The sequence below is a fragment of the Rhizobium sp. AG207R genome (assembly GCF_027109195.1).
GTDB classification, from domain to species: domain Bacteria; phylum Pseudomonadota; class Alphaproteobacteria; order Rhizobiales; family Rhizobiaceae; genus Rhizobium; species Rhizobium dioscoreae.
The window spans coordinates 13791-38112 of the sequence record NZ_JAEPVT010000015.1 but is presented as its reverse complement, the minus strand read 5'-3'; the positions used below and the strand labels follow the sequence as shown (position 1 = coordinate 38112).

Genomic DNA, 24322 nt, shown 5'->3' with positions numbered 1-24322 from the left:
AAAACCGGCATCGCTCGATGCCGGTTTTTCTTTGCCAGAAATCCCCGCGAATCATATAAAACTGCCTCATGTTTCCGCTGCTCTCCAGACCCCGCAAACCGCAAGCCAAGGTGGCCGCACCGGAAACGCGTACGCTCGATGTTGCCGGCCGGTTGATGCCCCTGACGATCCGCCAGCACGAGCGCGCCACCCGCATCACGCTCCGGATCGAGCCTGGCGGGCGATCGCTGAAGATGACCATCCCGCGTGGCCTCGCGGCACGCGAGGTCAATGCCTTCCTCGATAGGCATCAGGGTTGGCTGCTGACCAAGCTCGCGAAATTCTCCGTCGACAACAGCCTGCGCGGCGGCAGCGAAATCCTCCTGCGCGGCGAGCGCCACCGGATCGAGCACACCGGAACCTTGCGGGGCCTCACCGAAGCCATCGTCGTCGAGGGCGTTCCGGTGCTGCGCGTCAGCGGCATGCCGGAACATGCCGGCCGCCGCATCGCCACTTTCCTGAAGAAAGAGGCCCGCGCCGATCTGGAAAAGCTCGTGACTGTCCACGCCAAGGCCATCCGCGCCAGCGTCACGTCCGTCACCATGAAGGATACCCGCAGCCGTTGGGGCTCCTGCTCCTCGCAAGGGAACCTGAGCTTCTCCTGGCGCATCGTCATGGCGCCGCCCCTGGTCATCGATTACCTCGCCGCCCACGAAGTCGCACATTTGCGCGAAATGAACCATGGCCCGCGCTTCTGGGCGCTCTGCCGCAAACTCTGCCCCGATATGGACGAGGCCAAAGCCTGGCTGAAGCGCCACGGCAGCCAGCTGCATGCGATTGATTTTGATTGAGCTGCATAGAGGTGCGCAAGGCAATCGCATATAGGCAGGTTGGCCCATCATCCGTCCTCTCACAGTTCGCTTCGCTCAACTGTTCGAGTCCACCTTCTCCCCGCACGCGGCGAAGGAGTTTTGCCAGATTGCCCCTCTTCCCGTCAAAACGGGGAGAGGGCTGGGTGAGGGGCACTTTCTATTTCATATACGATGGCCTTGGAGCCACGCAAAAATCCCGCCAACGTCGCCTTTAGGCTCGACTCTTGCGAAATTTCGTGTCACTCCGCTGCCATGAACCCCGATATCAAAATTTGTGGTCTGAAGACGCCGGAAGCGGTGGATCGTGCTCTCGAGCGCGGCGCCACCCACATCGGCTTTATCTTCTTTGAAAAAAGCCCGCGCTATATCGAGCCGGATCTCGCCGGCGAGCTTGCCGAGCGCGCGCGCGGCAAGGCGAAGGTCGTTGCCGTCACGGTCAACCCGACCAATGACGATCTCGATGAGATCATGTCGCTGGTGAAGCCGGATATGCTGCAGCTCCACGGCAATGAGAGCCCCGAGCGTGTCTTGACCATCAAAGCGGTCTATAATGTCCCCGTCATGAAGGCCATGTCGGTGCGCACCGCTGATGATCTGAAGCGGGTGGAATCCTATATCGGCATTGCCGACCGCTTCCTGTTCGACGCCAAGCCGCCTGTTGGTTCGGAGCTGCCGGGCGGAAATGGCGTATCCTTCGATTGGAGCCTGATGAGTTGGGTCGACGATCGGGTGGACTATATGCTGTCCGGCGGTGTCAACAAGGACAATGTCGCCGAGGCACTGGCCTCCACCAAGGCCAGCGGTATCGATCTTTCCTCGGCGCTGGAAAGTGCGCCTGGTGTGAAGGATCTCGGCAAGATCGACCAGTTTTTCGACGCTTTTGCAGAAGCATGTCTGCCGGAACCGGCAGCAGGGAGTAGAAAGTGAACCAGACGCCTAAACCCAATTCCTTCCGCTCCGGCCCCGACGAGGATGGCCGTTTCGGCATTTACGGCGGACGTTTCGTAGCCGAAACGCTCATGCCGCTGATCCTGGATCTGCAGGAGGAATGGGCGAAGGCGAAGGACGATCCGGCCTTCCAGGCGGAGCTGAAGGCTCTCGGCACGCATTATATCGGCCGTCCCAGCCCGCTTTATTTCGCCGAGCGCCTGACGGCAGAGCTTGGCGGCGCGAAGATCTACTTCAAGCGTGAAGAGCTGAACCACACCGGCTCGCACAAGATCAACAATTGCATCGGCCAGATCCTGCTCGCCAAGCGCATGGGCAAGACCCGCATCATCGCTGAAACCGGCGCCGGCCAGCATGGCGTGGCCTCGGCAACCGTTGCCGCCCGCTTCGGCCTGCCCTGCGTCGTCTACATGGGCGCGACCGATGTCGAGCGCCAGGCGCCGAACGTCTTCCGCATGAAGCTCTTGGGCGCCGAGGTTGTTCCGGTAACGGCCGGCAGCGGCACGCTGAAGGACGCGATGAACGAAGCCCTTCGCGACTGGGTCACCAATGTCGACGACACCTATTATCTGATCGGTACGGCCGCCGGCCCGCATCCCTATCCGGAAATGGTTCGCGATTTCCAGGCCGTGATCGGCACCGAAGCCCGCGCGCAGATCCTGGAGGCCGAAGGCCGCTTGCCGGATCTCGTCATAGCGGCTGTCGGCGGCGGCTCGAATGCCATCGGCATCTTCCATCCGTTCCTGGATGACGAGGGCGTCAAGATCGTCGGCGTCGAAGCCGGCGGCAAGGGCCTGCAGGGTGATGAGCATTGCGCCTCCATCACCGCCGGTTCGCCCGGCGTGCTGCATGGCAACCGCACCTACCTGCTGCAGGACGGCGACGGCCAGATCAAGGAAGGTCATTCGATTTCGGCCGGCCTCGATTATCCCGGCATCGGCCCGGAACATTCCTGGCTGAACGATATCGGCCGCGCCGAATATGTGCCGATCATGGACCATGAGGCGCTCGAAGCCTTCCAGACGCTGACGCGCCTCGAAGGCATTATCCCGGCGCTCGAGCCGAGCCATGCCCTCGCCGAAGTGATCAAGCGCGCCCCCAAGATGGGCAAGGATGAGATCATCCTGATGAACCTCTCCGGCCGTGGTGACAAGGACATCTTCACCGTCGGCAAGATTCTGGGAATGTGAGTTAGACGCCATGACCGCACGTATGGACAAACGCTTCGCCGCTTTGAAGGCTGAAGGCCGCCCGGCACTCGTCACCTATTTCATGGGCGGCGATCCCGATTACGAGACCTCCCTCGGCATCATGAAGGCGCTGCCGGAAGCCGGCGCCGACGTTATCGAACTCGGAATGCCCTTTTCCGATCCCATGGCCGACGGTCCCGCGATCCAGCTTGCCGGCCAGCGCGCCCTGAAGGCCGGCCAGACGCTGAAGAAGACCCTGCAGCTCGCCGCCGATTTCCGGAAAGTCGATGCCGATACGCCGATCGTGATGATGGGCTATTACAATCCGATCTACATCTACGGTGTCGAAAGGTTCCTCGATGATGCGCTGGCTGCCGGCATCGACGGCCTGATCGTCGTCGACCTGCCGCCGGAAATGGATGACGAGCTTTGCATTCCGGCGATCCGCAAGGGCATCAACTTCATCCGCCTGGCAACGCCGACCACCGACGACAAGCGCCTGCCGACGGTTCTGAAGAACACGACCGGCTTCGTCTATTACGTCTCTATGAACGGCATCACCGGTTCGGCGCTGCCGGATCCGTCGCTGGTGTCGGGCGCCGTCAAGCGCATTAAGCAGCACACCGAGTTGCCGGTCTGCGTCGGCTTCGGCGTCAAGACCGCCGAGCACGCTAAGCTGATCGGCGCTGCCGCCGATGGCGTCGTCGTCGGTACTGCGATCGTCAATCAGATTGCCACCAGCCTCACGAAGGATGGCAAGGCAACGGCAGACACCATCCAGGCTGTCGCCACCCTGGTGCGCGGCCTGTCGACGGGAACGCGTTCCGCCCGCCTTGTTGCCGCCGAATAGTTTCCCCATATAGGCCTCTCAGCAATCCCCTGCGGATTGAGGGAAAAGCCCTATGGGCATTTGGTGACGACTAGGATATCGATTAATTCGGTCGATTAGGAGTTTCGAATTGAACTGGATCACGAACTACGTCCGCCCGCGGATCAATTCCATGCTGGGCCGTCGCGAGGTTCCGGAGAATCTCTGGATCAAGTGCCCGGAAACGGGCGAAATGGTCTTCCATAAGGATCTGGAAGAGAACAAGTGGGTCATCCCCGCATCCGGCTTCCACATGAAGATGCCGGCCAAGGCCCGTCTTGCCGATCTCTTCGACAATGGTGAATACGAAGCCCTGCCGCAGCCGAAGGTCGCGCAGGACCCGTTGAAGTTCCGCGACTCGAAGAAATATACCGACCGCCTGAAGGACAGTCGCCTCAAGACCGAGCAGGAGGATACGATTCTTGCCGGCCTCGGCAAGGTCCGTGGTCTGAAGCTCGTGGCTGTCGTGCATGAATTCAACTTTATCGGCGGTTCGCTCGGCATGGCCGCCGGCGAAGCCATCGTGAAGGCTTTCGAGCGCGCTATCGCCGAAAAGTGTCCGCTGGTCATGTTCCCGGCTTCGGGCGGCGCCCGCATGCAAGAAGGCATCCTGTCGCTGATGCAGCTGCCGCGCACGACGGTCGCCGTCGACATGCTGAAGGAAGCTGGCCAGCCCTACGTCGTGGTTCTGACCAACCCAACGACCGGCGGCGTCACGGCCTCCTACGCCATGCTGGGTGACATTCATCTCGCCGAACCCGGCGCCGAAATCGGCTTTGCCGGCAAGCGCGTGATCGAGCAGACGCTGCGCGAAAAGCTTCCCGAGGGCTTCCAGACCTCGGAATACCTGCTGGAGCACGGGATGGTGGACATGGTCGTCAAGCGTCATGACATTCCGGACACTTTGGCGACGCTTCTGAAGATCCTGACCAAGGCGCCGGCAAACGACGTATCGGTCAAGAACAAGAATGGCGCGGCACTGGCGATAGCAGCGAGCGCCTGACATCATCGATTGCCGACGGGCGGAGGTGCGGGATGACGTCTATGGATCAGTCCGCAATGAGCGAGGCAGCACGCGAGATCGAGAAGCTCATGGGATTGCATCCCAAGGGCTTCGATCTGTCTCTGGAACGAATAACCCGCCTGCTCGACGTCCTCGGAAATCCCCACCAGAAATTGCCGCCGGTGATCCATGTCGCCGGCACCAATGGCAAGGGTTCGGTGACGGCCTTTTGCCGTGCACTGCTCGAAGCGGGTGGCTATAGCGTCCATGTCCATACCTCGCCGCATCTCGTCAACTGGCACGAGCGCTACCGTATCGGCGTCAAGGGTGGCCGCGGCAAGCTCGTCGACGATACCGTGTTCGCCGATGTGCTCAGGCGCATCGCCAAGGCGAATGAGGGGCAGAAGATCACCGTCTTCGAAATCCTGACGGCCGCGACCTTTCTCCTCTTTGCCGAGCATCCGGCTGATGTCGCGATCATCGAGGTCGGACTTGGCGGCCGTTTCGATGCCACCAATGTCCTTTCCGATCCGGCCGTTTCCGTCATCATGCCGATCTCGCTCGATCACCAGCCCTATCTCGGCGACCGCGTCGAACTGATCGCAGCGGAAAAGGCAGGCATCATGAAGCCGGGCCATCCCGTCGTCATCGGCCATCAGGACTATGATGCCGCGCTCGACGTGCTGATCTCCACGGCCGAGCGGCTTCGTTGCCCGACCGCCGTCTTCGGCCAGGATTTTTCCGCCCATGAGGAATATGGCAAGCTGGTCTATCAGGACGAGTTCGGTTTGGCCGATCTGCCGCTGCCGCGGCTGCCGGGCCGTCACCAATATGGCAATGCCGCTGCCGCCATCCGCGCCGTCAAGGCCGCTGGTTTCGTCGTCACCGAAGCGATGATGGAAAAGGCGATGACATCGGTCGAATGGCCGGGCCGCCTGCAGCGGCTGACGGAAGGCGATCTGGTGGCAAATGCGCCCGAACGCGCCGAGATCTGGATCGATGGCGGCCACAATCCTGGCGCCGGCGAAGTCATCGCCGAGGCCATGGCCAATTTTGAAGAGCGTCAGCCGCGGCCCTTATTCCTGATCATTGGAATGATCAACACCAAGGATCCAATCGGCTATTTCAAGGCTTTTGCCGGTCTTGCGGAGAAAGTCTATTGCGTGCCGATTCGCGGCAGCGAAGCCATGGTCGATCCGGTCATCCTGGCGAATGCCGCCTACGATGCCGGTCTGATCGCAGAGCCCATGTCGACTGTGGGCGAGGCGCTGGATGCGATCAAGGCTATGACTGTGGCGAATTCGCCGGCACCGCGCATCCTGATCGGCGGTTCCCTCTATCTGGTCGGCGATGTTCTTGCCGACAACGGCACGCCGCCGCGGTAATTCCGGCGGGGTTGTTACTCACCACCTGCTCTCGTGCTTCGAGACGGCCCTGCGGGCCTCCTCACCATGAGGGCCGCTCCTCATCTGGTTGGCAACTCGCTCCACCTCATCCTGAGCCTGTCGAAGGATCAGGGCGGCGGCCCATGAGCAAGTGCAAGCACAACACCGTTGTCGAGGCGCGAAGCCTCGAAGGGAGAAGATGGCCTGTGCTCTCCGACCAACAAAAAACCCCGCCGAAGCGGGGCTCTTGTTCCATACAATCGATACCGATTAGGCTGCGCTGGAGATCCAGCTCTGCAGGGCCGTCTTGGGAGCGGCGCCGACCTTGATGTCAGCGACTTCGCCAGCCTTGAACATGGCGAGCGTCGGGATCGAGCGAACGCCGAACTGGGCGGCCAGTTCCGGATTCTCGTCGATGTTGAGCTTGGCAACCTTGACCTTGCCTTCGAACTGCACGGCGAGCTCTTCCAGAGCCGGGGCGATCATCTTGCACGGACCGCACCATTCGGCCCAGAAATCAACGACGACAGGCTCTGCAGACTGCAGCACTTCGGTGGCGAAGTTGGAGGTATCGACTTTAACGGTAGCCATAGGCTGCTCCTTACCAGGATTTACGGGTTGCTAGATATGTGATGGTGCGGTGCCCAGATTTCAATATCTGGTATTTCACTTTGTCTCGAGCTCCGCAAGCGCCAATGCAAGCACCTCGTCCGACAGCGTGTAGATCGAGGCATTTTCGGTATAGACCAGCATGCAGTCGATGCGCTTTCCCGGATAGAGCGGCGAAAGGATCTCGCGATAGATGGCAAGCTGCGCCTTATGCGCGAAGGGGATGTTGCTTTCCCAGTCAGGCGGCACGCGATTCGTCTTATAGTCGAGGATGACGACGCGGTCGTCCAGATCAGCCAACCGGTCGATGCGGCCGGAGACGGCATAGGATTGGTTGCCGAGCTTCAGCGTACCCATGATCGAGACTTCGGCTTGCGCATGGGTGCTGAAGGTGCCCTGCAGGTCAGGATGCGACAGCAGCGCCATGACGGACTTCACCAGCGCCTCTTGCTCGGCCTGAGGCCAGAAGCGCGCCGCTCGTTCGGCATAGCGATGGGCGGCATCGGCGCGCTCCTCGGGCGCGATTTCGGGCAAGGTCTGCAGCATGCGGTGAATGAAACGGCCTTTCTGAAGGGCGCGGTCGGTTTTGGTTTTCTCGCCGAAAAGCGCCGAAGTCACCAACAGATCGTCGGCTTCCTCGTCGATGACGGTGCCGACGCCGGAGGGGCTGAGCGGCCGCGGCAGGCTTTTTTGCGGCGGCAATGGCCGGCTGAGACCCGCCGGCAGGCCGACGCGCTCCGAACGCTTCTCATGCTCTCTTGCGGTCTCGAATTCGAGCTGGACCTGGGCAACCCGCCAGCTCAAGCCCTGCCAGTCGCCATCCGGGCCGGTGAAGGTCTTCTGCGTGCAGTACAGTTCTTGCCCGCGCAGCGCCGCGGAAATCATCGCATGCCAGGTATCGGCATTCTCGCGGATGCCGCGGTAGCCGCAAATGATCAGGCGGTCGGCGGCGCGTGTCATGCCAACATAGAGCAGGCGGCGATATTCCTCCTCCGCCAGTGCCTGCAGCCGCGCCGTATCGGCCTGCGTCAGCGAATTGGCGAGCGCCGAGATCGGCACCCAGACCGGCAGCGGGATTTCGTCCCTATCGGTTTCGATCAGCCGCAGCTTCGGCAGATGCGTATGGGTAAAGGCCTTGCCGCCACCATCGACGAGGAAGACGATCGGTGCCTCCAGCCCTTTCGAGGCATGCACCGTCATGATCCGCACTTCGTTGCGGCCCTTGTCCTGCTCGCGCTTGACCGTCGGTGCTTCCAGCTCCAGCGTCGAGATGAAGGATTGCAGGCCGGGCAGGCCGCTGGTTTCATGATCGAGCGTGAAGGTCAGGAATTCGTCGAGAATATCGCTGACTTCGGTGCCGAGCCGCGCCAGAAATTTCCGCCTGCCGCCGAAGCTGCCAAGCACGCGGGCATAGAAATCATGCACGGGCAGGCTCTTGGACAGAGCAAGAAAGGTTTTCAGCCGTTCGACCACCTGCCTGAAGCGGTCATGGCCGTCGGCGGCAAATCTCTGCAGATGGCTCCAGACGCCTTCCTCGTCATCGCGATAGGCGGCGACCGCAAAGACATCCTCTTCGCTGAGGTCGAACAAGGGGCTCTTCAGCAGCGCACAGAGCGAGAGATCGTCCTCCGGCAGCAACAGGAAACGGCCAAGCGCCAGAAGATCCTGAATGGCGATATGGCTCGTCAGCACCAGACGATCGGCGCCGGCGACGGGAATGTTGCCGCGCCGCTTCAGCGCTCGGGTTAGCGCGTTGACGAAGCTGTCGCGCTTGCGCACCAGCACGAGAATGTCGCCGGCCTCGATGAAACGCGCCTTACCCTTCTCAATGATCGTTTCCCGGCCGATGAGATTGCCGATCGTATGCGCCATCCGCCGCGCCAGGATGGCAGCAGGTGCGCTCTCCGGGGTCGAATCGAACGGTGCCGTCCAATCCTCTTCCTTGGCGGCCGGCTCAGGCGCAATCATTTCCCAGAGATCGACGGCGCCGGGGTGGCCGATGCGGCTGGAACGATGCACGACAGGCTCGTTAACGGCGCTAAGCCCCCGGGCATTCTCCGGACTGGTAAAGACATGATCGACGGCGCCGAGCACATCGGCCGTCGAGCGGAAGGACAGCGGCAGGCGGATTGATGAGAATTGCTGGCCGCTCGCCGCCACGCGCCGTCTTGTGCGGTCGCTCTCCTCGGAGAATCGTTCGGGACGGGCGCCCTGGAACGAATAGATCGACTGCTTCTCGTCACCCACGGCAAAGATCGTGCGCAGCGTCGGCCGGGCGCTGTCACCGGAGAAGAAATCCTCCGCCAACGACTGGATGACGCTCCACTGGATCGGGCTCGTATCCTGCGCTTCGTCGACGAGAATGTGATCGATGCCCTGATCCAGCTTGTAGTGGATCCACGGCCCGACATCCTTCTTGGTCAGAAGGTCGGCCGTGCGGGTGATGAGGTCTTCGAAATCGAGCTGGCTGCGCCGCTTCTTCAGCTCCTCATAGTCGCGATTCAGACGATCGGCGAGAATGAGCGCAGCATGGGTGGCCCGATACATCCGCATCAGCTTCAGCCGGTCGCGGCTGGCAACGACATGGGCGCGCGCCGCAGCCACGGCATCGGCGAGGGCAGGCACATCGGCGAGCATTGCCTTGACGAAGAACTGGCTGTCCGATTTCGGCTCGCCCTTGGCGGTCAGCATGGCCTTTTCGAGGATCTCGGCGCGGGCAAGCGGATCTGCCTCGCGCTTGGCAAGGCGCAGCGCATAAGCCACTTCCTGAGCCTTGGCACCGCCCTTCTCGTCGGCAAGCGTTAGGTAAAGCTCCAGCGTTGCACCAGACAGACCGTGCAACGGCCAATATTGCTCGGCAATGCTCCTTTCCGTCTCACCGGGCGAAAGGCCAAGCCGAGCAAGCAACGCAGTTTCGACACCGCCGTTGCGTTCGGCCGTCTCGGTAAAGCGGCGGATCGCATTGCGATTGGCAATGATATCGCCAAGTAGCGTCTCAAGTCCCGATTCGTCACCGAGATCGAGGACATAATCGAAGGCCCGCGCCAATTCGGCGTCGCCGTGGGGCGTCGTGGATGTCAGCAGCGCACGGCGCGCATCGTCGAGCAGGACTTCGGCCGCCCGATCATCGAGTACGGAGAAGTGGCCGGCGACATTGGCCTCGAGCGGGAACTGATGCAGCAAGGCCTCGCAAAACGCGTGGATGGTCTGGATCTTTAGTCCGCCTGGCGTTTCCAGCGCCTTGGCAAAAAGCCGCCGCGCCGCTGCGAGCTTGAATAGATCCGGCTCCTTGCCCTCGATATCGGCAATACGCGTCTTCAGCTCGTCGTCCGGCATGGTTGCCCAGGCAGCGAGCCTGTCGAAGACGCGGTTGGACATTTCGGAGGCCGCGGCCTTGGTATAGGTAAGGCAGAGGATCGCCGAGGGCCGCGCGCCGGAAAGAAGCAGGCGGATGACGCGTTGCGTCAGCACATGCGTCTTGCCGGAGCCGGCATTGGCCGAAACCCAGGCCGAGCGTTCGGGGTCGGAGGCGATCGATTGCTGGATCGTCGTCCAGCTGATCCAGACGCCGGGATCGTCGCTTTCGGGCAGGATGGCGATATCATCGGCGGGAAAGTCACTCATCGCCGCCGCCTTCCTGCTCGGTCTCGGCCGTCGACCATTCCGAAACGCGGGCGAGGTGATCGTAGTCACCGCCATATTCGAACTGCTGGGCGGGGATCAGCCGCGAGGAAAACCCCTTGTCGCCCGATTGCAGCAGCGACACGAATTTCACCAGCTGGTCCATCGATTCCTGCGCGAGATCCATAGCCGACTTGGTTTCCGCCTTGCCGCCGCGGCTGGAATGCTCGTTGTTGACCTGGTCGACCTTGAAGCGATCGCCGGGCCGCAGCCTGACATAAAGCAGGTTCTCGGGGATCAGTGCGCCGATATTGCGGAAAGCACCGGCCTTCAGCGCATAGGCTTCCAGTGCCAGCTGTGGATCGAGCAGCGCACGTGCCTGTGGCGGAGAGGGATTGTAGCCGGTCTTGTAGTCGATGAGGTCTGCGCCCTTGTCGTTCTTGATGTCAATACGGTCGGCAACACCGGTCAACCGAATGCCGATCGGCTCGATCTCCACGCCGGCCGGCACTTCCGTCGCCGTCTTGCGAACCGCCGGCCGCCGGCCCGCTTCCCAATCAAGGAAGGCGCGCGCCACCTCGCGAAAACGCGGGCGCCAGACGCTGTCGATATGGACGGGCAGCCGCTCGGCATCGAAGAGCTCGGCGATGATCCGATCCATGGCCAGCGCCGCATCCGCCGTGCCGGCCACATGCCCTTCGCGGACGAAACGATCGATGATCTTGTGATAGAGCGTACCACGTTCGGCTGGGCCGGGATCGCGATTGAATGGCTCCACAGGATCGAGCCGCAGCACGCGCCGGGCATAGATCGCATAGGGATCGCGCCGCAACCGGCCCACTTCGCTAAAGGAATAGCTCTTCGGCTGCAGCTCTGCAGGCGGCTTCGGTGCCGGGCGCAGCGCCGGCGCCTGGTTTTCTCCTTCGTCGATCATCCCTGCCCAATGGCGATACTGGTCGCCGCGCGCCTTCATTGCGTCCTCTAATTCTTTGCCGCCAAGCGCTATCAGCCGCTGCAGCCAGCGCGACGCGACTGTCGGTGTCGAGCCCTGACGCAGCGCGCGGGAATAGATCAGATCGCGCGTGCCGTTCGCCATTTCGAAATCGTGCGCGAGCTGGCCGATGCGGCGCTCCGGTGGCTCCAGTCCGATCTCTGTCTTCATGCCGCGCGAAATGAAGGGATTGTTTGCCGTCTGCCCCGGCCAGGATCCTTCGTTCAACCCGCCGAGGATCAGCGTATCGACGCTCTGCAGGCGCGCTTCCAGCGTACCGAAGATGAAGAGGCGAGGATGGCTGAGCGCCCGCGGCTTCACCGCTTGGCCGACGCAGAGCGCGGCCATGATATCGATCCACTGCACGCCATCGGCCTCAAGCTGACCTTCGGTCTCAATGATATCCCGGAGTAGGCTGGCAAGCGTGTCCCCGGCTTCGCCCGCCCAAAGGCCTGCCAGGCTGCCACGCTCGTCGACGGCGACGGCTTCCAGGGCACGGCCGGTGCGCTCCGCCCAATCCGAAAGTGTGAGGAGGCCTTCTGACGCGGGCAGGGAAAGCGTCGATACCAGAGGTTCGCATGCCGCGGTCACTCGCTGGGCCAGCGCCCGCGCATGCTCGATGGTCTCAGGCGGCAGCGCTTTGCGCCATTGCGGCGTATGGCGGTCATTGGCCTGCTCCGCCACGCGGTCGTCAAGCAGGGCTCCCAGCCGACTGATCTCGACGTGATCGACGCCGCCCCTGAGCGCAAGAACCTCCAGCGCATCGACTCCTGGCTGGTGTATTTCCGCCGACAGGCCGAACAAGGCGAGGGGATGCTTGAGCAGTGAGACGACGGCAACGGGATCGCCAGGGCGAAGGGATGCCTCCAGCAGCAATTGCAGCAACGTACCCTGTGGCGTGGCATTCAGCGGCGTCCCGGCCGAATCGTCGGCGGTAATGCCGAAACGGGCAAGCTCGGCCGTCACACGCCGGGCGAGATTGCGGTCGGGCGTGATCAAGGCCGCCTGGCTTTCACCGCCGTTGCGCCCCGGCTTATCCAACGCCAGCCGCAAGGCGATGGCGATCGCGGTCGCCTCCTCGCGTTCATTGGCTGCTTCGATCAGCGCGACATCGGCAAATGCGCCCGAGATCGCATCGGGAGCGAGCGTCTTGCGCCAGCTTCCCCAGCCGCTCGTCGCCTTGGCCGGCGCCAGCGCTCGAGACAGGATCTGCGCCCGCATCTGCATGGTTTCAGACGCATCCGCGACAGTTTCGACATCACGCCGGGTGACCTGCAATCGTTTCAGCAGCAGCGAAAGACCATATTGCGGATGGCTGCGTGTGGTCGGATCGGCTCTCTCGCCAATCGATGTCTCCGGCGCCACCAGCTGCCAATCTTCCTCAGGCATCGAAAGATCGAGGCCGGGGAGCACGATGACACCTTGCGGCAGGGCGGCAACGGCTGCGATCAGCTCAGCCGTTGCCGGCACCGAGCCCGTCGAGCCGGCAATGATGACCGGGCCGGGATGGCGCATGGTGGACATGCGCTGCGCTTCCGCACGCAGAATGGCGTTGCGGTTGCGGGTGGGCGATGATTTGCCGAGTTCTTCGAGGCGCGCCGGCCAGAAGGCGCTTGCGATCGCCAGAAATTCGGCCGTCAGCTGCCACCAGAGCGCATGATCCTCCGCGCTGAGGCTGGCAAGCTCGCTCCATTCGCGATCCTCGGTCTCCAGCGAGTCGATGAGCTCGGCGAGATTGCGTGCGAGCCATATGGCATCCGCTGGGCTCGCGGGTGCGACTAGCGGCGAATCGGAGTGAATGTCGCGGACGATCTGCGGCAGCTTGTTGCGCCACGCAAGGATCAGCCGCGCCAGCTCAAGAAGTCGCGCCGTATTGGCAAGCGGTTGCGCGAGATCCGCCGTTTCGGGCAAGGCTTCTTCGAAATAGCCGCTGTCGTCATCGGTTTCTCCAAGAGGGCGAATGACCGGCAGGATGGCGGAGCGGCCGCCGAGCAGATCGACGAATTCCGAACGCAGCACGCGCGCCGCGCGCCGCGTCGGCAGGAAGATGCTGACCTTGGCGAGCGACAACGGGTCGCTCGGATCATGGTGGAAATGCTCGGTCAGCCGGCCATCGCAGAGAGCCGACGCCAGCGTTTTCAGGAAGGGCAGGCCTGCCGGAATCGTCAGAATGCGCTGCCGGTGTCCGCCTGCCATAGGCTCACGCAAACGCCCGGAAATTCCGGATCGCTTCCTCCGCCTCGCCGATTGCTTCCGGCGTACCGACTGTCAACCAGTGACCATCCATCAGGGTGCCGTAGAGCCGGCCGCGCTCGATGGCCTTGTCGAAGTAGATATTGACGTTGAAAGCATCATCAGGCGCATCATCGAGGAAAGAGGGGCTCATCGCAATTGCGCCGGCATAGACGACGCCGTCGCGTCCGACATCGCGGTAGCGGGCGAGCCTTCCGTCTTGCGCCATGGCGAAGTCATTCTTGCCGTTATGGCCTGTAGTCCGTTCTAGTTCGACGCAGAGCATAGCCATGTCCATGCGCTGCTCATCGTAGAATCCGGCTAACTTTTCCAGATTGGTGGGATGGCCTGGCTTCTCACCGATCCAGAACAGATCGGCGTTCATAACGAACACCGGATCGCGGCTCAGAAGTTTCAGGCCTTTGACGAGGCCGCCGCCATTGTTCATCAGCGCGTCCCGCTCGTCGGAAATCAGGATTTCAAGCCCGCGATAGCTGCGGAGATGCGCCTCCATCTGGTCGGCATGGTGATGGACGTTGACGACGGCCCGCTCGACCCCCGCCTGCACCAATGCATCCAGCGTATAATCGATCATCGGCTTGCCGGCGATCTTCACCAGTGGCTTCGGGATGGTGTCAGTGATCGGTCGCATGCGGGTTCCAAGCCCCGCGGCCAAAACCATGGCTTGCTTGATGGTCATTTCGTCTCGAACTTTCGATTCATATCTTCTTTCCATAGCACAAGGCCGGAAAGCCGTCGCCAGTCTTGGTTCGGTAGAGCAGTTCTGCTTTTCTTCGCCGCCACGCGTCGAGTCGTTTCCAGCCATTGCCGCCAATCCGGCCGTCAGAGCGATCGCATCTGAGCCAAGTGTCCTATCGAAGGTGTTGTCGCGAAGTCAGTACCAATTTTTAATGGATTGATACTCCACTTCTCGGCTAGCAGCGATGGATTATCCTCCGAGCCAAAAATCCAACGGTCGTATAAAGGATCGGATGCTTTGGTGAGATACTCCGGTGTAAGCGCCGAAATTTCCGGCAGGCCGAGATCCATTTCATCGCGCGTTGTCGCGCCAAAATTCAGAGTAACGGTACCATCGGCTACGCTGAAAGCCCGCTCCATTGCGCCGTGGCGTGCGCGTTGCCATACTTGAGCGTTGACCACTCGATAAGAGGCAAAATACTGGGCATCGCCAAATCTATTCGACAGATCGCATAAAGCTTTCCGTAAAGCCTCGCTATCACCATCAACGTTTAGCCCTGTGACAACGAGCGTCCAGCCATTGATTGGTGGGCACACAAAAACGGGAACTCCCTTCGGGGGATAGGCATGAGTTTCTTCGAGCCCTCGTCGCCATGTCGCGGCCTGCACCTGGGTTAGTCCGAGTTGATTAATGACCGCAGTCGTATCACTGGTGCTAATTGCCAACCAACCAGTCTTGTAGCCGAAAGGCTCTGGCTTATCAGGACTGGCCAAATCGTCTCCAAAACCGCGCTTTACCAAAAACATAAAGCCGGAAAGCCAAGCAATCGAAAATAACGTCCGGCGTCCTAAAAGCATGTTCCGATTTTGCCTATTGCAAAGTCTCCATAACTCAAACCTGGCCAATGCCGGCCTTTTCGCACCATTCTCGCAGAGGTGCGAGCGCTTCGTGTTCGAGAGCGATGGCGAGGTAGGCGAGTGTGCGCGGCATGTGCTTCAGATATCCCGGCTTGCCGTCGCGCTGCAAGAGCCGGACCCAGAGACCGGCAAGCTTGCAATTGCGCTGTGCCGACATGATCGCCCAGCTCTTCAGGAATTTCGTCTCGTCGAAGTCGCCTTGGGCATGACGAAGTGCGAGATAGTCGACCAGAAGCTGGTCATGCAGGTCGCGTTCGATCGTCACGCGCGCATCCTGCACCAGCGAGGCGACGTCGTAGGAGGTCGGCCCGATCATCGCATCCTGGAAGTCGATGAGGCCGATACGCTTTATGCCCTGTTCATGCGCCCGCCAGATGATGTTTGGCGAATGCATGTCACGCAGCAGCAGGTTCTTTTCCGCATCTTCGAGCTGATCGATCAGCTTGTCCCAGATCGCGAGATAGTCGGCCCGTTCCTCATCGCTTGCCGGCGTGCCGCGCTTCCAGGGCAGATGCCAGTCGAGCAGCAGCCGCGCTTCCATCTTCATGGCGGTCCGGTCGAAATCCGGAATGTGATGGATGTGATCCGGCGTGACTGGAATATCGCCGGGAATCGAAAGGCTGTGTAGGTGCGCAAGGCAGGCAACGCTGGCCCGATAGCGCTCGGCAATCGGCTTGCCTTCGGCATCGAGAACGCCATCGGTGCCGAGGTCCTCGATCAGAAGAATGCCCTGGTCGTAATCGGCGGCAAAGATTTCCGGAGCGGCAAAGCCGTTTTGGCGGAGGATATTGGCGATCGCCACGAAGGGATAGGCATCCCAAGCGAGATGCGCGACCTTCGGATAGGGTTTCCCATCGAGCACCGGCGGCCCTTCCGGGAGGCGCGGCCAATCCATCAGGATCACGCGGCTGCCGCCATCCTTTGGATAGATGGACTCATAGGCACGCAGCGAGGCATCGCCCGTGAGGAAACGTCTGGCGGAACCGCGATAGCCATGCGAATCGAGAAAGGCGCGTATAGCCAGTACGCGCTCGATGCGTGCGATCCGCTTGGCCGGTGCCGTGATGATGGCGCGCCGTCCTTCGCCTTCATGCGTTAGCTTGAGGTCGATGCGCTCCTTCGGCAGCTCGCCTTCGGCCATTTCAGGCCATTCCACAAGGCAGATGCCGGTCTGGAGGGCCTCGTCGAAGCCGAGTTCCGTTAATTCGCTGGGATCGCCGAGGCGATAGAGATCGAAATGCGAGACGGGGATACGCAGCTCGTAGGATTGCACGAGCGTAAAGGTTGGGCTTGGCACGTCCAGTTCGGAATCGTCGGCCATGGCGCGTAGTAGCGCGCGTGCCAGCGAGGATTTCCCCGCGCCGAGATCGCCTGATAGCGCCAGACAGTCGCCGACCCTTAGGGCCAGCGCCAGATCCTCGCCGAGCTGCGCCGTGGCGGCGTCATCTGCGAGGAAAAGGGAAATGCTGTTGTCGGAGGCTGTCATTCTGCTGCGACGGAGTGAGGCAGCTCGGCTGAAGGAATCCGGCAGGTGACCGTCGTTCCCTTGCCCGGCTGGCTTTCGATCGAAACCTCGCCTTCATGCAGGCTGACGAAGCTTTCGACGATGGAAAGGCCAAGGCCGGCACCGCTGCGCTTGCCGCCCTTGCCACCGGAGGCGAAGCGGTTGAAAACCGTGTTGATCAAATCCTCGGGAATGCCGGGACCCTTGTCCGAGACGGAGAAGACGAAATCCGTGCCTTCGCGTCCGCATCTCAACGAGATCGTCGATCCCTCGGGCGCGAAATTGGCGGCATTGGTCAGAAGTTTCAGCAGGATCTGCTTCAGCCGCTGCTGATCGGCAACGATAGAGCCGAGATGCGCCGGCACGGTGATTTCAAGCATCACGCCGCTTTCCTGCAGCCGGTCGGCGATCTGCATCGAGACTTCGTCGAGGAGATCGTTGAGCATGATTTCGGAATAGTTCAGCCGCATGATGCCGGCGTCGAGCGTCGCAAGATCGAGAATGTCGTTGACCAGCGTCAGCAACACGGAAGACGAGGTCGAGATATGATCGACATATTCGGCCTGCCGCTCGTTCAGCGAGCCGATGCCCGGCGTCTTCAGAAGGTCGGTGAAGCCGATGATGTTTGTGAGCGGCGAACGCAGCTCGTAGGAGACGTGCTGGACGAAATCGTTCTTCAGTTCGTCGGCCTTCAGCAGTGCTTCGTTCTTCTCGGTCAGGGCGCGTTCGGCGCGCACGCTGTCGGTCTTGTTGACAAATGTCAGCATGGTCTGTGCATTCGGCAGAGGAATGACGGCGTAGTCGAGTACAAGATTGGAGTAAAGTTCCAGAGTGCCCTGCGATGAGGGCCGCTCGTCGTTGAAACTGGTGATCTGCTCGGCAAACCGCTTCCACCCGTCCGGCCGGTCGTAAGAAGGCGCGCACGCCTCGGCCAGGGCTTGAATATGCGTCCCGGGCTTCGCCTGTGCCTCTGTGATGTTCCAGAGAATGCGGAAGGCCGGATTCGACAGGCGGATGCGGCCATCGGGACCGAAAACGGCGACGCCTTCGGACAGATGGTCGATGGTTTCGCCCTGAACCTTGACCAGGGTGTTGTAGCGGGTTTCGAGATCGACCTGTTCAGTCAGGTTCTCGAACACCCATGTCGCACCCCCTTGAGGATGCGCCGTGGCGAAGACCCGGAGAATCTGGCCGTTGGGCAGATGCCAGAGATCGGTCTGTGTATCGAGTGCGCGATAGACCGAAAGTACGCCGTCCTTCCATGTCTTCCAGTTCAGCTGCTCGGGCAGCTTCTTGGCGCTGCGCAGCCTGTCCAGAAGCTCGCTGTTGTCGGGTCGCTTTTCGAGGAATGCGATGTCAAGTTCCCACAACTGGACGAAAGCCTGATTGTAGAATTGCAGCCGCCGCTCGCCGTCGAAGATCGCAACCGGCGTTGCCAGATGATCGAGTGTTTCGGCATGGCTCTTCAGCGTGCGTGCGAGCTCCGCTCGAACGCCTTCTGCCTCGGAGACGTCGATGGCGATGCCGGCGGAACCGTTCGGAGCCTTCACATCGACGACATCGAAGAAAGTGCGGTTGCCATGCACGACGGTTGAAATCTTGTCGTGGAATGGCGACTCCGGCGTGGCTGCCGCACGAATGCGCTCGCGGGTCACGGTCGTCAGGAATTCCCGTCCCTCGCGCACCGCTTCATCGGTCGAAACCGCTTCCACGGCCTCGCCATAGGCCTGATTCACCCAGGTGAGCTTGCCTTCCGCATCGCGCTGCCAGACCGGCAGGTCGATGGCATCGAGCAAATTCTGGAAGGTAGAGATCGAGGTCATCAGCCGGTCGCGTTCGATCTTCAGCTCAGCGAGTTCGGCGCGCAGGTTGTTGAGCGCGATGAAGCGTACAAAAGCGCGCCCGCCGGAAATGCGGCCCTGCGCCTCCAGAATTTCGTCGCGATTGGTCTCGACCACCATGTCGAAGCTCTGGCCGCTGCTGCGCAGCGTGTCGATAGCCTTGTCAAGCTCGCCGGCCGACCATGATTTCAGCCAGCGACCGAAGGCGAGGAATTCATTGTCCTGCGGCGCGCCGGTCTCGACCGGAAGCTGTCCGAGCAGTTCGGGCCGCGCATTCGGGCCATCCCAGATGACGATGCGGCGGTTCTTGTCGGCAATCAGCGCCTGATATTGCGAAATACGCTGGTTGGCATCCGAAAGGGCCGTGCGGATCTCGCGGCTTTCGCTTTCCATGTTGCCGCGCTGTCGGACCATCCACATGGTCGAGAGGAGTGCGGCGGAGATCACGCCAATGATGACGGAGAAGATGGCCATTTCCGAAGAGGTGAAGAGGCGCATGCTCGCCTGCGCGGCATCATTGCTTTGAGCGAGAACGGGACCTGCCAGGCCGGTCACGAGACCGCCGAAAACGCTGAGCTGCAGTAAGCGGCTCAGGCGCACCAGCCAACCTTTGCCCAGCTTCGCTTTTGCCGAAAGCCAATATGCACCGCCCTGCCGCAACCGCGTCGCCACTCGATGTAGCGCTGGTTGATGCAGGTTGTCTTCCCCTTCAAACATAAGAGGTCTGTCTCCGTCCTATAATGTGCCGCATCCTGACAAGACATCCCATTTTCATGGCTCCGGGCACGCCCGGTTCGTCACGAATCAAGTGTAAAAACAATACTGCCTAGGAGAATCTGGGGGAAGGGAGCTGGCTAAAAAATAAGCCCCGGCATTTGTCAATGCCAGGGCCACAAGATGTTGTGGATACTGTTTTAATAATCAGTATCTGTAGTGGTCAGACTTGAATGGGCCCTTCGGCGTCACGCCGATATACGCAGCCTGCTCTTCCGAAAGCTCCGTCAGCTTCACGCCGAGCTTGGCAAGATGCAGACGGGCAACTTTCTCGTCGAGGTGCTTCGGCAGTACGTAGACTTCGTTCTTGTAGTGCCCGGGCTTGGTGAAGAGCTCGATCTGCGCCAGCGTCTGGTTGGTGAAGGAAGCCGACATCACGAAGGATGGGTGGCCGGTGGCGTTGCCGAGGTTCAGCAGGCGGCCTTCCGATAGCAGTATGATACGGTTGCCCTTGGCAAACTCGACCATGTCGACCTGCGGCTTAATGTTCGTCCACTTGAGGTTCCGCAGGGCGGCAACCTGGATCTCGTTGTCGAAGTGGCCGATGTTGCCGACGATCGCCATGTCCTTCATCGCGCGCATATGGTCGATGCGGATGACGTCCTTGTTGCCGGTCGTGGTGATGAAGATGTCGGCCGAGGAAACGACGTCCTCGAGCTGAACGACTTCATAGCCGTCCATGGCGGCCTGCAGGGCGCAGATCGGGTCGACTTCGGTGACCTTGACGCGGGCGCCGGCGCCGGAGAGCGAAGCGGCAGAACCCTTGCCAACGTCACCATAGCCGCAGACGACGGCGACCTTGCCGGCCATCATGACGTCGGTAGCGCGGCGGATACCGTCGACCAGCGATTCCTTGCAGCCATACTTGTTGTCGAACTTCGACTTGGTGACGCTGTCGTTGACGTTGATCGCCGGGAAGGGCAGCAGGCCCTTCTGGCTGAGCTGATAGAGGCGGTTGACGCCCGTGGTGGTTTCTTCGGTCACGCCCTTGATGGCGTCGCGCTGCTTGGTGAACCAGCCGGGCGTTGCCTGCAGGCGCTTCTTGATCTGTGCGAAGAGGATTTCCTCTTCTTCCGAATGCGGATGGGAGAGTACGTCCTCGCCGGCTTCGGCGCGGGCGCCGAGCAGGATGTACATCGTGGCGTCGCCACCGTCGTCGAGGATCATGTTGGAGAGACCGCCATCCGCCCACTGGAAGATCTTGTCCGTGTAGGTCCAGTAGTCCTCAAGGCTCTCGCCCTTGACGGCGAAGACCGGAACGCCGGAAGCGGCGATGGCCGCGGCGGCATGGTCCTGCGTCGAGAAGATGTTGCACGATGCCCAGCGCACCTGAGCGCCGAGGGCCACCAGCGTCTCAATGAGAACGGCCGTTTGAATCGTCATATGCAGGGAGCCAGTGATGCGTGCGCCCTTCAGCGGCTGCGCTTCGCCGAATTCGGCGCGGCAAGCCATCAGGCCTGGCATCTCGGTTTCGGCGATTGCGATTTCCTTGCGACCATAGTCGGCAAGGCCGATATCGGCGACGATGTAGTCCTTTTCAGCGCTCATCAATGAGTCTCCAGCCTGAACGATGCAATCGCGCCGCGGGCAGACGCCTCAGCCGAATGCAACAAGAATTGCACGCTATAGCGTGTAGGAATGATGCCGTGTAGCAGGCTTCAGGGTGGAAATCAATAATGATATAAAGAAGTCTTTATGTCTTTATATCCACAGGGGAGGAGGCGGAAAAGCCTAGATTTCCTCGCCGAACTTGTTGGCGACGAGCTGGTCGAGCGCCTCAAGCGCTTCGGCGGCCTGATTGCCGCTTGCCGTGACAAGCACGCTGCAGCCGGGGCTGGCGGCAAGCATCATGAGGCCCATGATCGAGGTGCCGCCGACGGTGGTGCCGTCCTTTGAAACGGTGATGGCGGCGTCGTAGGCTTCGACGGTCTGCACGAATTTCGCCGACGCACGGGCATGCAGACCCCGCTTGTTGATGATCAGGAGTTCCCGGGAAAGCTCGGTCATGGGGGCGGTGTTTGCCTCGTTATTTGCCACTGAGCACACGGCTGGCCACGTTGATATATTTACGCCCGGCCTCTGAAGCTTCCACCAGGGCCCTTTCCATGTTGTTGTCGCCGCGCACGCCTGCAAGCTTGATCAGCATCGGCAGATTGACGCCGGCGATAACCTCGGTGTGGCCGCTATTCATGACGGAGATTGCGAGATTGGAAGGAGTGCCGCCGAACATATCGGTGAGGATGATGACGCCGTGCCCGTCGTCGGCACCGGCAACGGCCTGCAGAATATCCTGCCGCCGCTTGTCCATGTCGTCTTCGGGACCAATGCATACCGTTTCTATGAACTTCTGCGGACCAACGACATGCTCGACAGCATGCCGAAACTCTTCAGCCAGCTTGCCATGAGTGACAAGCACAAGTCCAATCATGATATTACTGCTCCCATCGCATACGCAAACAGGTGGCCCATATCGCAATGCAGCAATGTCGTCCACCAGTGGGGGGACATCTTGGCGATGAAAAGACGAAGTGCAAGCTTAAAATACAGGATTTACGCGCCTATGCGGGCCTAAATGGCCGATTCACCAAAACTTGCGCCGGTTTTCGCCATTATTACGGCAAGCGGATTCGCAGAGGTTGCAGCCAATCGGATCAACGGCAACCGAGCAGACGCGGTAATATCGATCTGCTCATCCTCGGGTGGTAGTCTTTCCGCGGTTGCCGGGTCGACAGGGCGAACGGCAAAATGCATTTCGGCCTCGGAAATATAAGGCATGCGAACGATACCGGTGTAGCGGATTTCCATAAGCCCTGCGATCGAGGGCGGGCATTTCGCAATAATGGAGCCGTTCTGTTCGGCAATCAGCACGCGGTCGTCTGCGACCAGGCTTGCCGTCAATCCCAGCGGCTTGGCAGCCGCAAGGCAGGAGAAGGCGAGGGCGGATTTGCCGCTGCCCGAGGGGCCAAGGAACAGCAGCCCTATCCTGCCAATGACGATCGCCGTTGCGTGGGAATTGGTCGCCTCACCCGTCATGCGGCCGCTCACGCCGTCGTCTGGGCTGGCAGCGACAGGATGAAGCGGGCGCCAAGCAGCGTCGAGCCATCGCTGTCGACGATATTCTCGGCGCGCAGCGAGCCACCATGCGCTTCGGCGATCTGCCGGCTGATCGACAGGCCGAGGCCGGAATTCTGCCCGAAACCTTCGGATTCGGGCCGGTCGGTATAGAACCGTTCGAAGATGCGGTCGATATTTTCGGCCTGAATGCCGGGACCGTTATCCTCGATATAGATGACACAGCGCGTCCGCGTCCGCGTCAGCCGCACGGTGATCTTGCCGGTTTCCGCGGGGACGAAGGATCGTGCGTTTTCGATGAGATTGGTGACGATCTGGCCGATGCGCAGGTCGTGGCCGTCGACGGAGAAGTTCGCCTTATTGCCTGGCTTGCGGTCGACAATATAGTCGATCTCGACAGATTTCTTGCTGTGCCCGACCTGTCTGGAAATATCGATCATGTCGCGCAGCAATACTTCCAGATCGAGCGACTTGGCATCCGAACGTGCAAGCTCGGCATCGAGGCGCGATGCATCGGAGATATCGCTGATCAGGCGGTCGAGGCGGCGAACGTCATGCTGGATCACATCCATCAGCCGCTTCTTGGAATCGTCGCTCTTGGCGAGCGGCAGCGTTTCGACGGCGCTGCGCAGAGATGTCAGCGGATTCTTGAGTTCATGGCTGACATCGGCCGCAAAGCTTTCGATCGCATCGATGCGATCGTAGAGCGCCGATGTCATATCCCGCAGCGCGATCGACAGATTGCCGATCTCGTCCTGGCGAGCGGAAAAGTCCGGAATCTCCTCGCGCTCCTTCGCCCCGCCGCGGCGCACGCGGATGGCCGCAGCCGAGAGCCGGCGTAGCGGATTGGCGATGGTGGAGGACAAAAGCAACGACAGCACGACGTTGACGAGCGTCGCGACGCCGAAGACGCGCATGATCGCGAGGCGCTCGGCATGAACGATCTTGTCGATATCGCCGGCCTGGGTCGACAGCAGCAGCACGCCGAGCACGGCGCGGAAGCGCTGGATCGGCACGGCGACCGAGACGATCAGTTCGCCCTTCTCCGTGGTGCGGACCACGGCGCCGCGCACGCCGGTCAGCGCATTCATGACCTCGGGATAGATGGAGCCGTCGCCGCCGGGCGCTTCCTTATAGACAGGCAGGTTACCCGGCTGCAGCATCTTGTTGAGCAAGCCGCTGAACCAGTCGGACCAGCTCTGCTTCTCGTCGTCGACGGGTGGCAGATCGTAGCGCAGCACCTGGCCGCGGGAATAGAGATGGCGGCTGTCGAGCAGCAGGTTCGCGTCGGCATCGAAGATGCGTGCGCGCGTGCGCGTCGGCGAGATCAGCCGCGTCAGCACCGGCGCCACCTTTTCCGGATCGATCGGGAATTCCAGATCCTCGTCGTTCGGAACGGGCGTGATGCTCTGGCCGGCCTGCAGCTCCAGCAGCTTCTGCGGATCGATGGTGATGGAGTTGGTGTCGACCGATGCCGAAGCCGAGACGGCACCGGCGATGATCTCGCCCTGCGTCAAAAGGCTTTCGACACGGGCATCGATCAGGCCCTCGCGGAACTGATTGAGATAGAGAATGCCGCCGACCAGAACGACGAGGGCGGCCAGATTGAAGAACAGGATGCGTCGCGTCAGGCTCGAAAAGACGGCATTGCCGAAGATGCGGCGGATCAGGACGAAGGGATGGGTCCAGCGCCGGCGCGCGATTCGAGCGCCGCTCGGGCTTTCCGAGTCGTCTATATCCCTGTCCTGCACCAGCTGTGCCAAGCCTACGGCCCTTTCGAAGAACGGGGTCGGCGACCCCGTCCGCATGCTCTTAA

The 24322-nt window shown here is 61.1% G+C and carries 18 protein-coding genes; 6 read left to right on the top strand and 12 right to left on the bottom strand.

The genetic code is table 11. The features are described from left to right. The first annotated feature begins 68 nt into the window (after positions 1-68). From JJQ51_RS29020 to JJQ51_RS28995, 6 genes are all read left to right on the top strand, one after another. Positions 69-830, top strand: a complete 762-nt coding sequence (locus JJQ51_RS29020) for a M48 family metallopeptidase (protein ID WP_269245589.1) — start codon at positions 69-71, stop codon at positions 828-830. Positions 831-1103: 273 nt separating this feature from the next. Further along, entirely contained in the window at positions 1104-1778 is a 675-nt protein-coding gene (locus JJQ51_RS29015; RefSeq protein ID WP_269245588.1) for a phosphoribosylanthranilate isomerase, read from the top strand. Further along, on the top strand, positions 1775-2989 hold the full coding sequence (trpB, locus tag JJQ51_RS29010; RefSeq protein ID WP_269245587.1) for a tryptophan synthase subunit beta: 1215 nt from the start codon (positions 1775-1777) through the stop codon (positions 2987-2989). The genes JJQ51_RS29015 and trpB overlap by 4 nt, the downstream gene beginning before the upstream one ends. A 10-nt stretch (positions 2990-2999) precedes the next feature. Continuing rightward, positions 3000-3839, top strand: coding sequence for a tryptophan synthase subunit alpha (gene trpA, locus JJQ51_RS29005; RefSeq protein WP_113389651.1), 840 nt, complete (start codon positions 3000-3002; stop codon positions 3837-3839). A 109-nt stretch (positions 3840-3948) separates the two neighbouring features. Beyond that, positions 3949-4860 carry an acetyl-CoA carboxylase, carboxyltransferase subunit beta gene (accD, locus tag JJQ51_RS29000; RefSeq protein WP_069613931.1) on the top strand — a complete coding sequence of 304 codons (912 nt, stop codon included), beginning with the start codon at positions 3949-3951 and terminating at the stop codon, positions 4858-4860. Positions 4861-4916: 56 nt separating this feature from the next. Then, positions 4917-6245 carry a bifunctional folylpolyglutamate synthase/dihydrofolate synthase gene (locus tag JJQ51_RS28995; protein ID WP_173002577.1) on the top strand — a complete coding sequence of 443 codons (1329 nt, stop codon included), beginning with the start codon at positions 4917-4919 and terminating at the stop codon, positions 6243-6245. Positions 6246-6515: 270 nt separating this feature from the next. Here the strand turns inward: JJQ51_RS28995 and trxA are convergent, their stop codons facing one another. The 12 genes from trxA to JJQ51_RS28935 form a co-directional block, all read right to left on the bottom strand. Continuing rightward, positions 6516-6836: a thioredoxin gene (gene trxA / locus JJQ51_RS28990; protein ID WP_069613933.1), complete on the bottom strand. Its 321-nt coding sequence runs from the start codon at positions 6834-6836 to the stop codon at positions 6516-6518. Positions 6837-6911: 75 nt separating this feature from the next. Continuing rightward, positions 6912-10478 (bottom strand): double-strand break repair helicase AddA, encoded by a 3567-nt coding sequence (gene addA, locus JJQ51_RS28985; protein ID WP_269245586.1) that lies wholly within the window; start codon positions 10476-10478, stop codon positions 6912-6914. Next, positions 10471-13662 carry a double-strand break repair protein AddB gene (gene addB, locus JJQ51_RS28980; RefSeq protein ID WP_269245585.1) on the bottom strand — a complete coding sequence of 1064 codons (3192 nt, stop codon included), beginning with the start codon at positions 13660-13662 and terminating at the stop codon, positions 10471-10473. Before addB ends, addA begins: the two co-directional genes overlap by 8 nt. Before the next feature lie 4 nt (positions 13663-13666). Then, the gene (locus JJQ51_RS28975) at positions 13667-14398 is read right to left on the bottom strand and encodes a nucleotidyltransferase family protein (protein ID WP_113352875.1); all 732 of its coding nucleotides are present in this window, start codon (positions 14396-14398) and stop codon (positions 13667-13669) included. 143 nt (positions 14399-14541) lie between these two features. Further along, complete coding sequence (locus JJQ51_RS28970; protein WP_113352876.1) at positions 14542-15255, bottom strand: hypothetical protein; 714 nt, start codon at positions 15253-15255, stop codon at positions 14542-14544. Positions 15256-15289: 34 nt separating this feature from the next. After that, positions 15290-16801: a tRNA (adenosine(37)-N6)-threonylcarbamoyltransferase complex ATPase subunit type 1 TsaE gene (gene tsaE, locus JJQ51_RS28965; protein ID WP_113389646.1), complete on the bottom strand. Its 1512-nt coding sequence runs from the start codon at positions 16799-16801 to the stop codon at positions 15290-15292. Beyond that, a complete protein-coding gene (locus JJQ51_RS28960; protein ID WP_269245584.1) occupies positions 16798-19377 on the bottom strand; it encodes a PAS domain-containing sensor histidine kinase in 2580 nt (859 codons plus the stop codon). The genes tsaE and JJQ51_RS28960 overlap by 4 nt, the downstream gene beginning before the upstream one ends. A gap of 204 nt (positions 19378-19581) precedes the next feature. Then, on the bottom strand, positions 19582-20982 hold the full coding sequence (gene ahcY / locus JJQ51_RS28955) for an adenosylhomocysteinase (protein ID WP_113352879.1): 1401 nt from the start codon (positions 20980-20982) through the stop codon (positions 19582-19584). 183 nt (positions 20983-21165) lie between these two features. Continuing rightward, on the bottom strand, positions 21166-21441 hold the full coding sequence (locus JJQ51_RS28950) for an HPr family phosphocarrier protein (protein WP_069613940.1): 276 nt from the start codon (positions 21439-21441) through the stop codon (positions 21166-21168). 19 nt (positions 21442-21460) lie between these two features. Further along, positions 21461-21862 (bottom strand): PTS sugar transporter subunit IIA, encoded by a 402-nt coding sequence (locus tag JJQ51_RS28945; protein ID WP_015338202.1) that lies wholly within the window; start codon positions 21860-21862, stop codon positions 21461-21463. A 140-nt stretch (positions 21863-22002) separates the two neighbouring features. Next, positions 22003-22467, bottom strand: coding sequence for an HPr kinase/phosphorylase (locus JJQ51_RS28940; RefSeq protein ID WP_113333405.1), 465 nt, complete (start codon positions 22465-22467; stop codon positions 22003-22005). Positions 22468-22475: 8 nt separating this feature from the next. Continuing rightward, positions 22476-24269 (bottom strand): sensor histidine kinase, encoded by a 1794-nt coding sequence (locus JJQ51_RS28935; RefSeq protein ID WP_186450364.1) that lies wholly within the window; start codon positions 24267-24269, stop codon positions 22476-22478. Positions 24270-24322 lie beyond the last annotated feature (53 nt).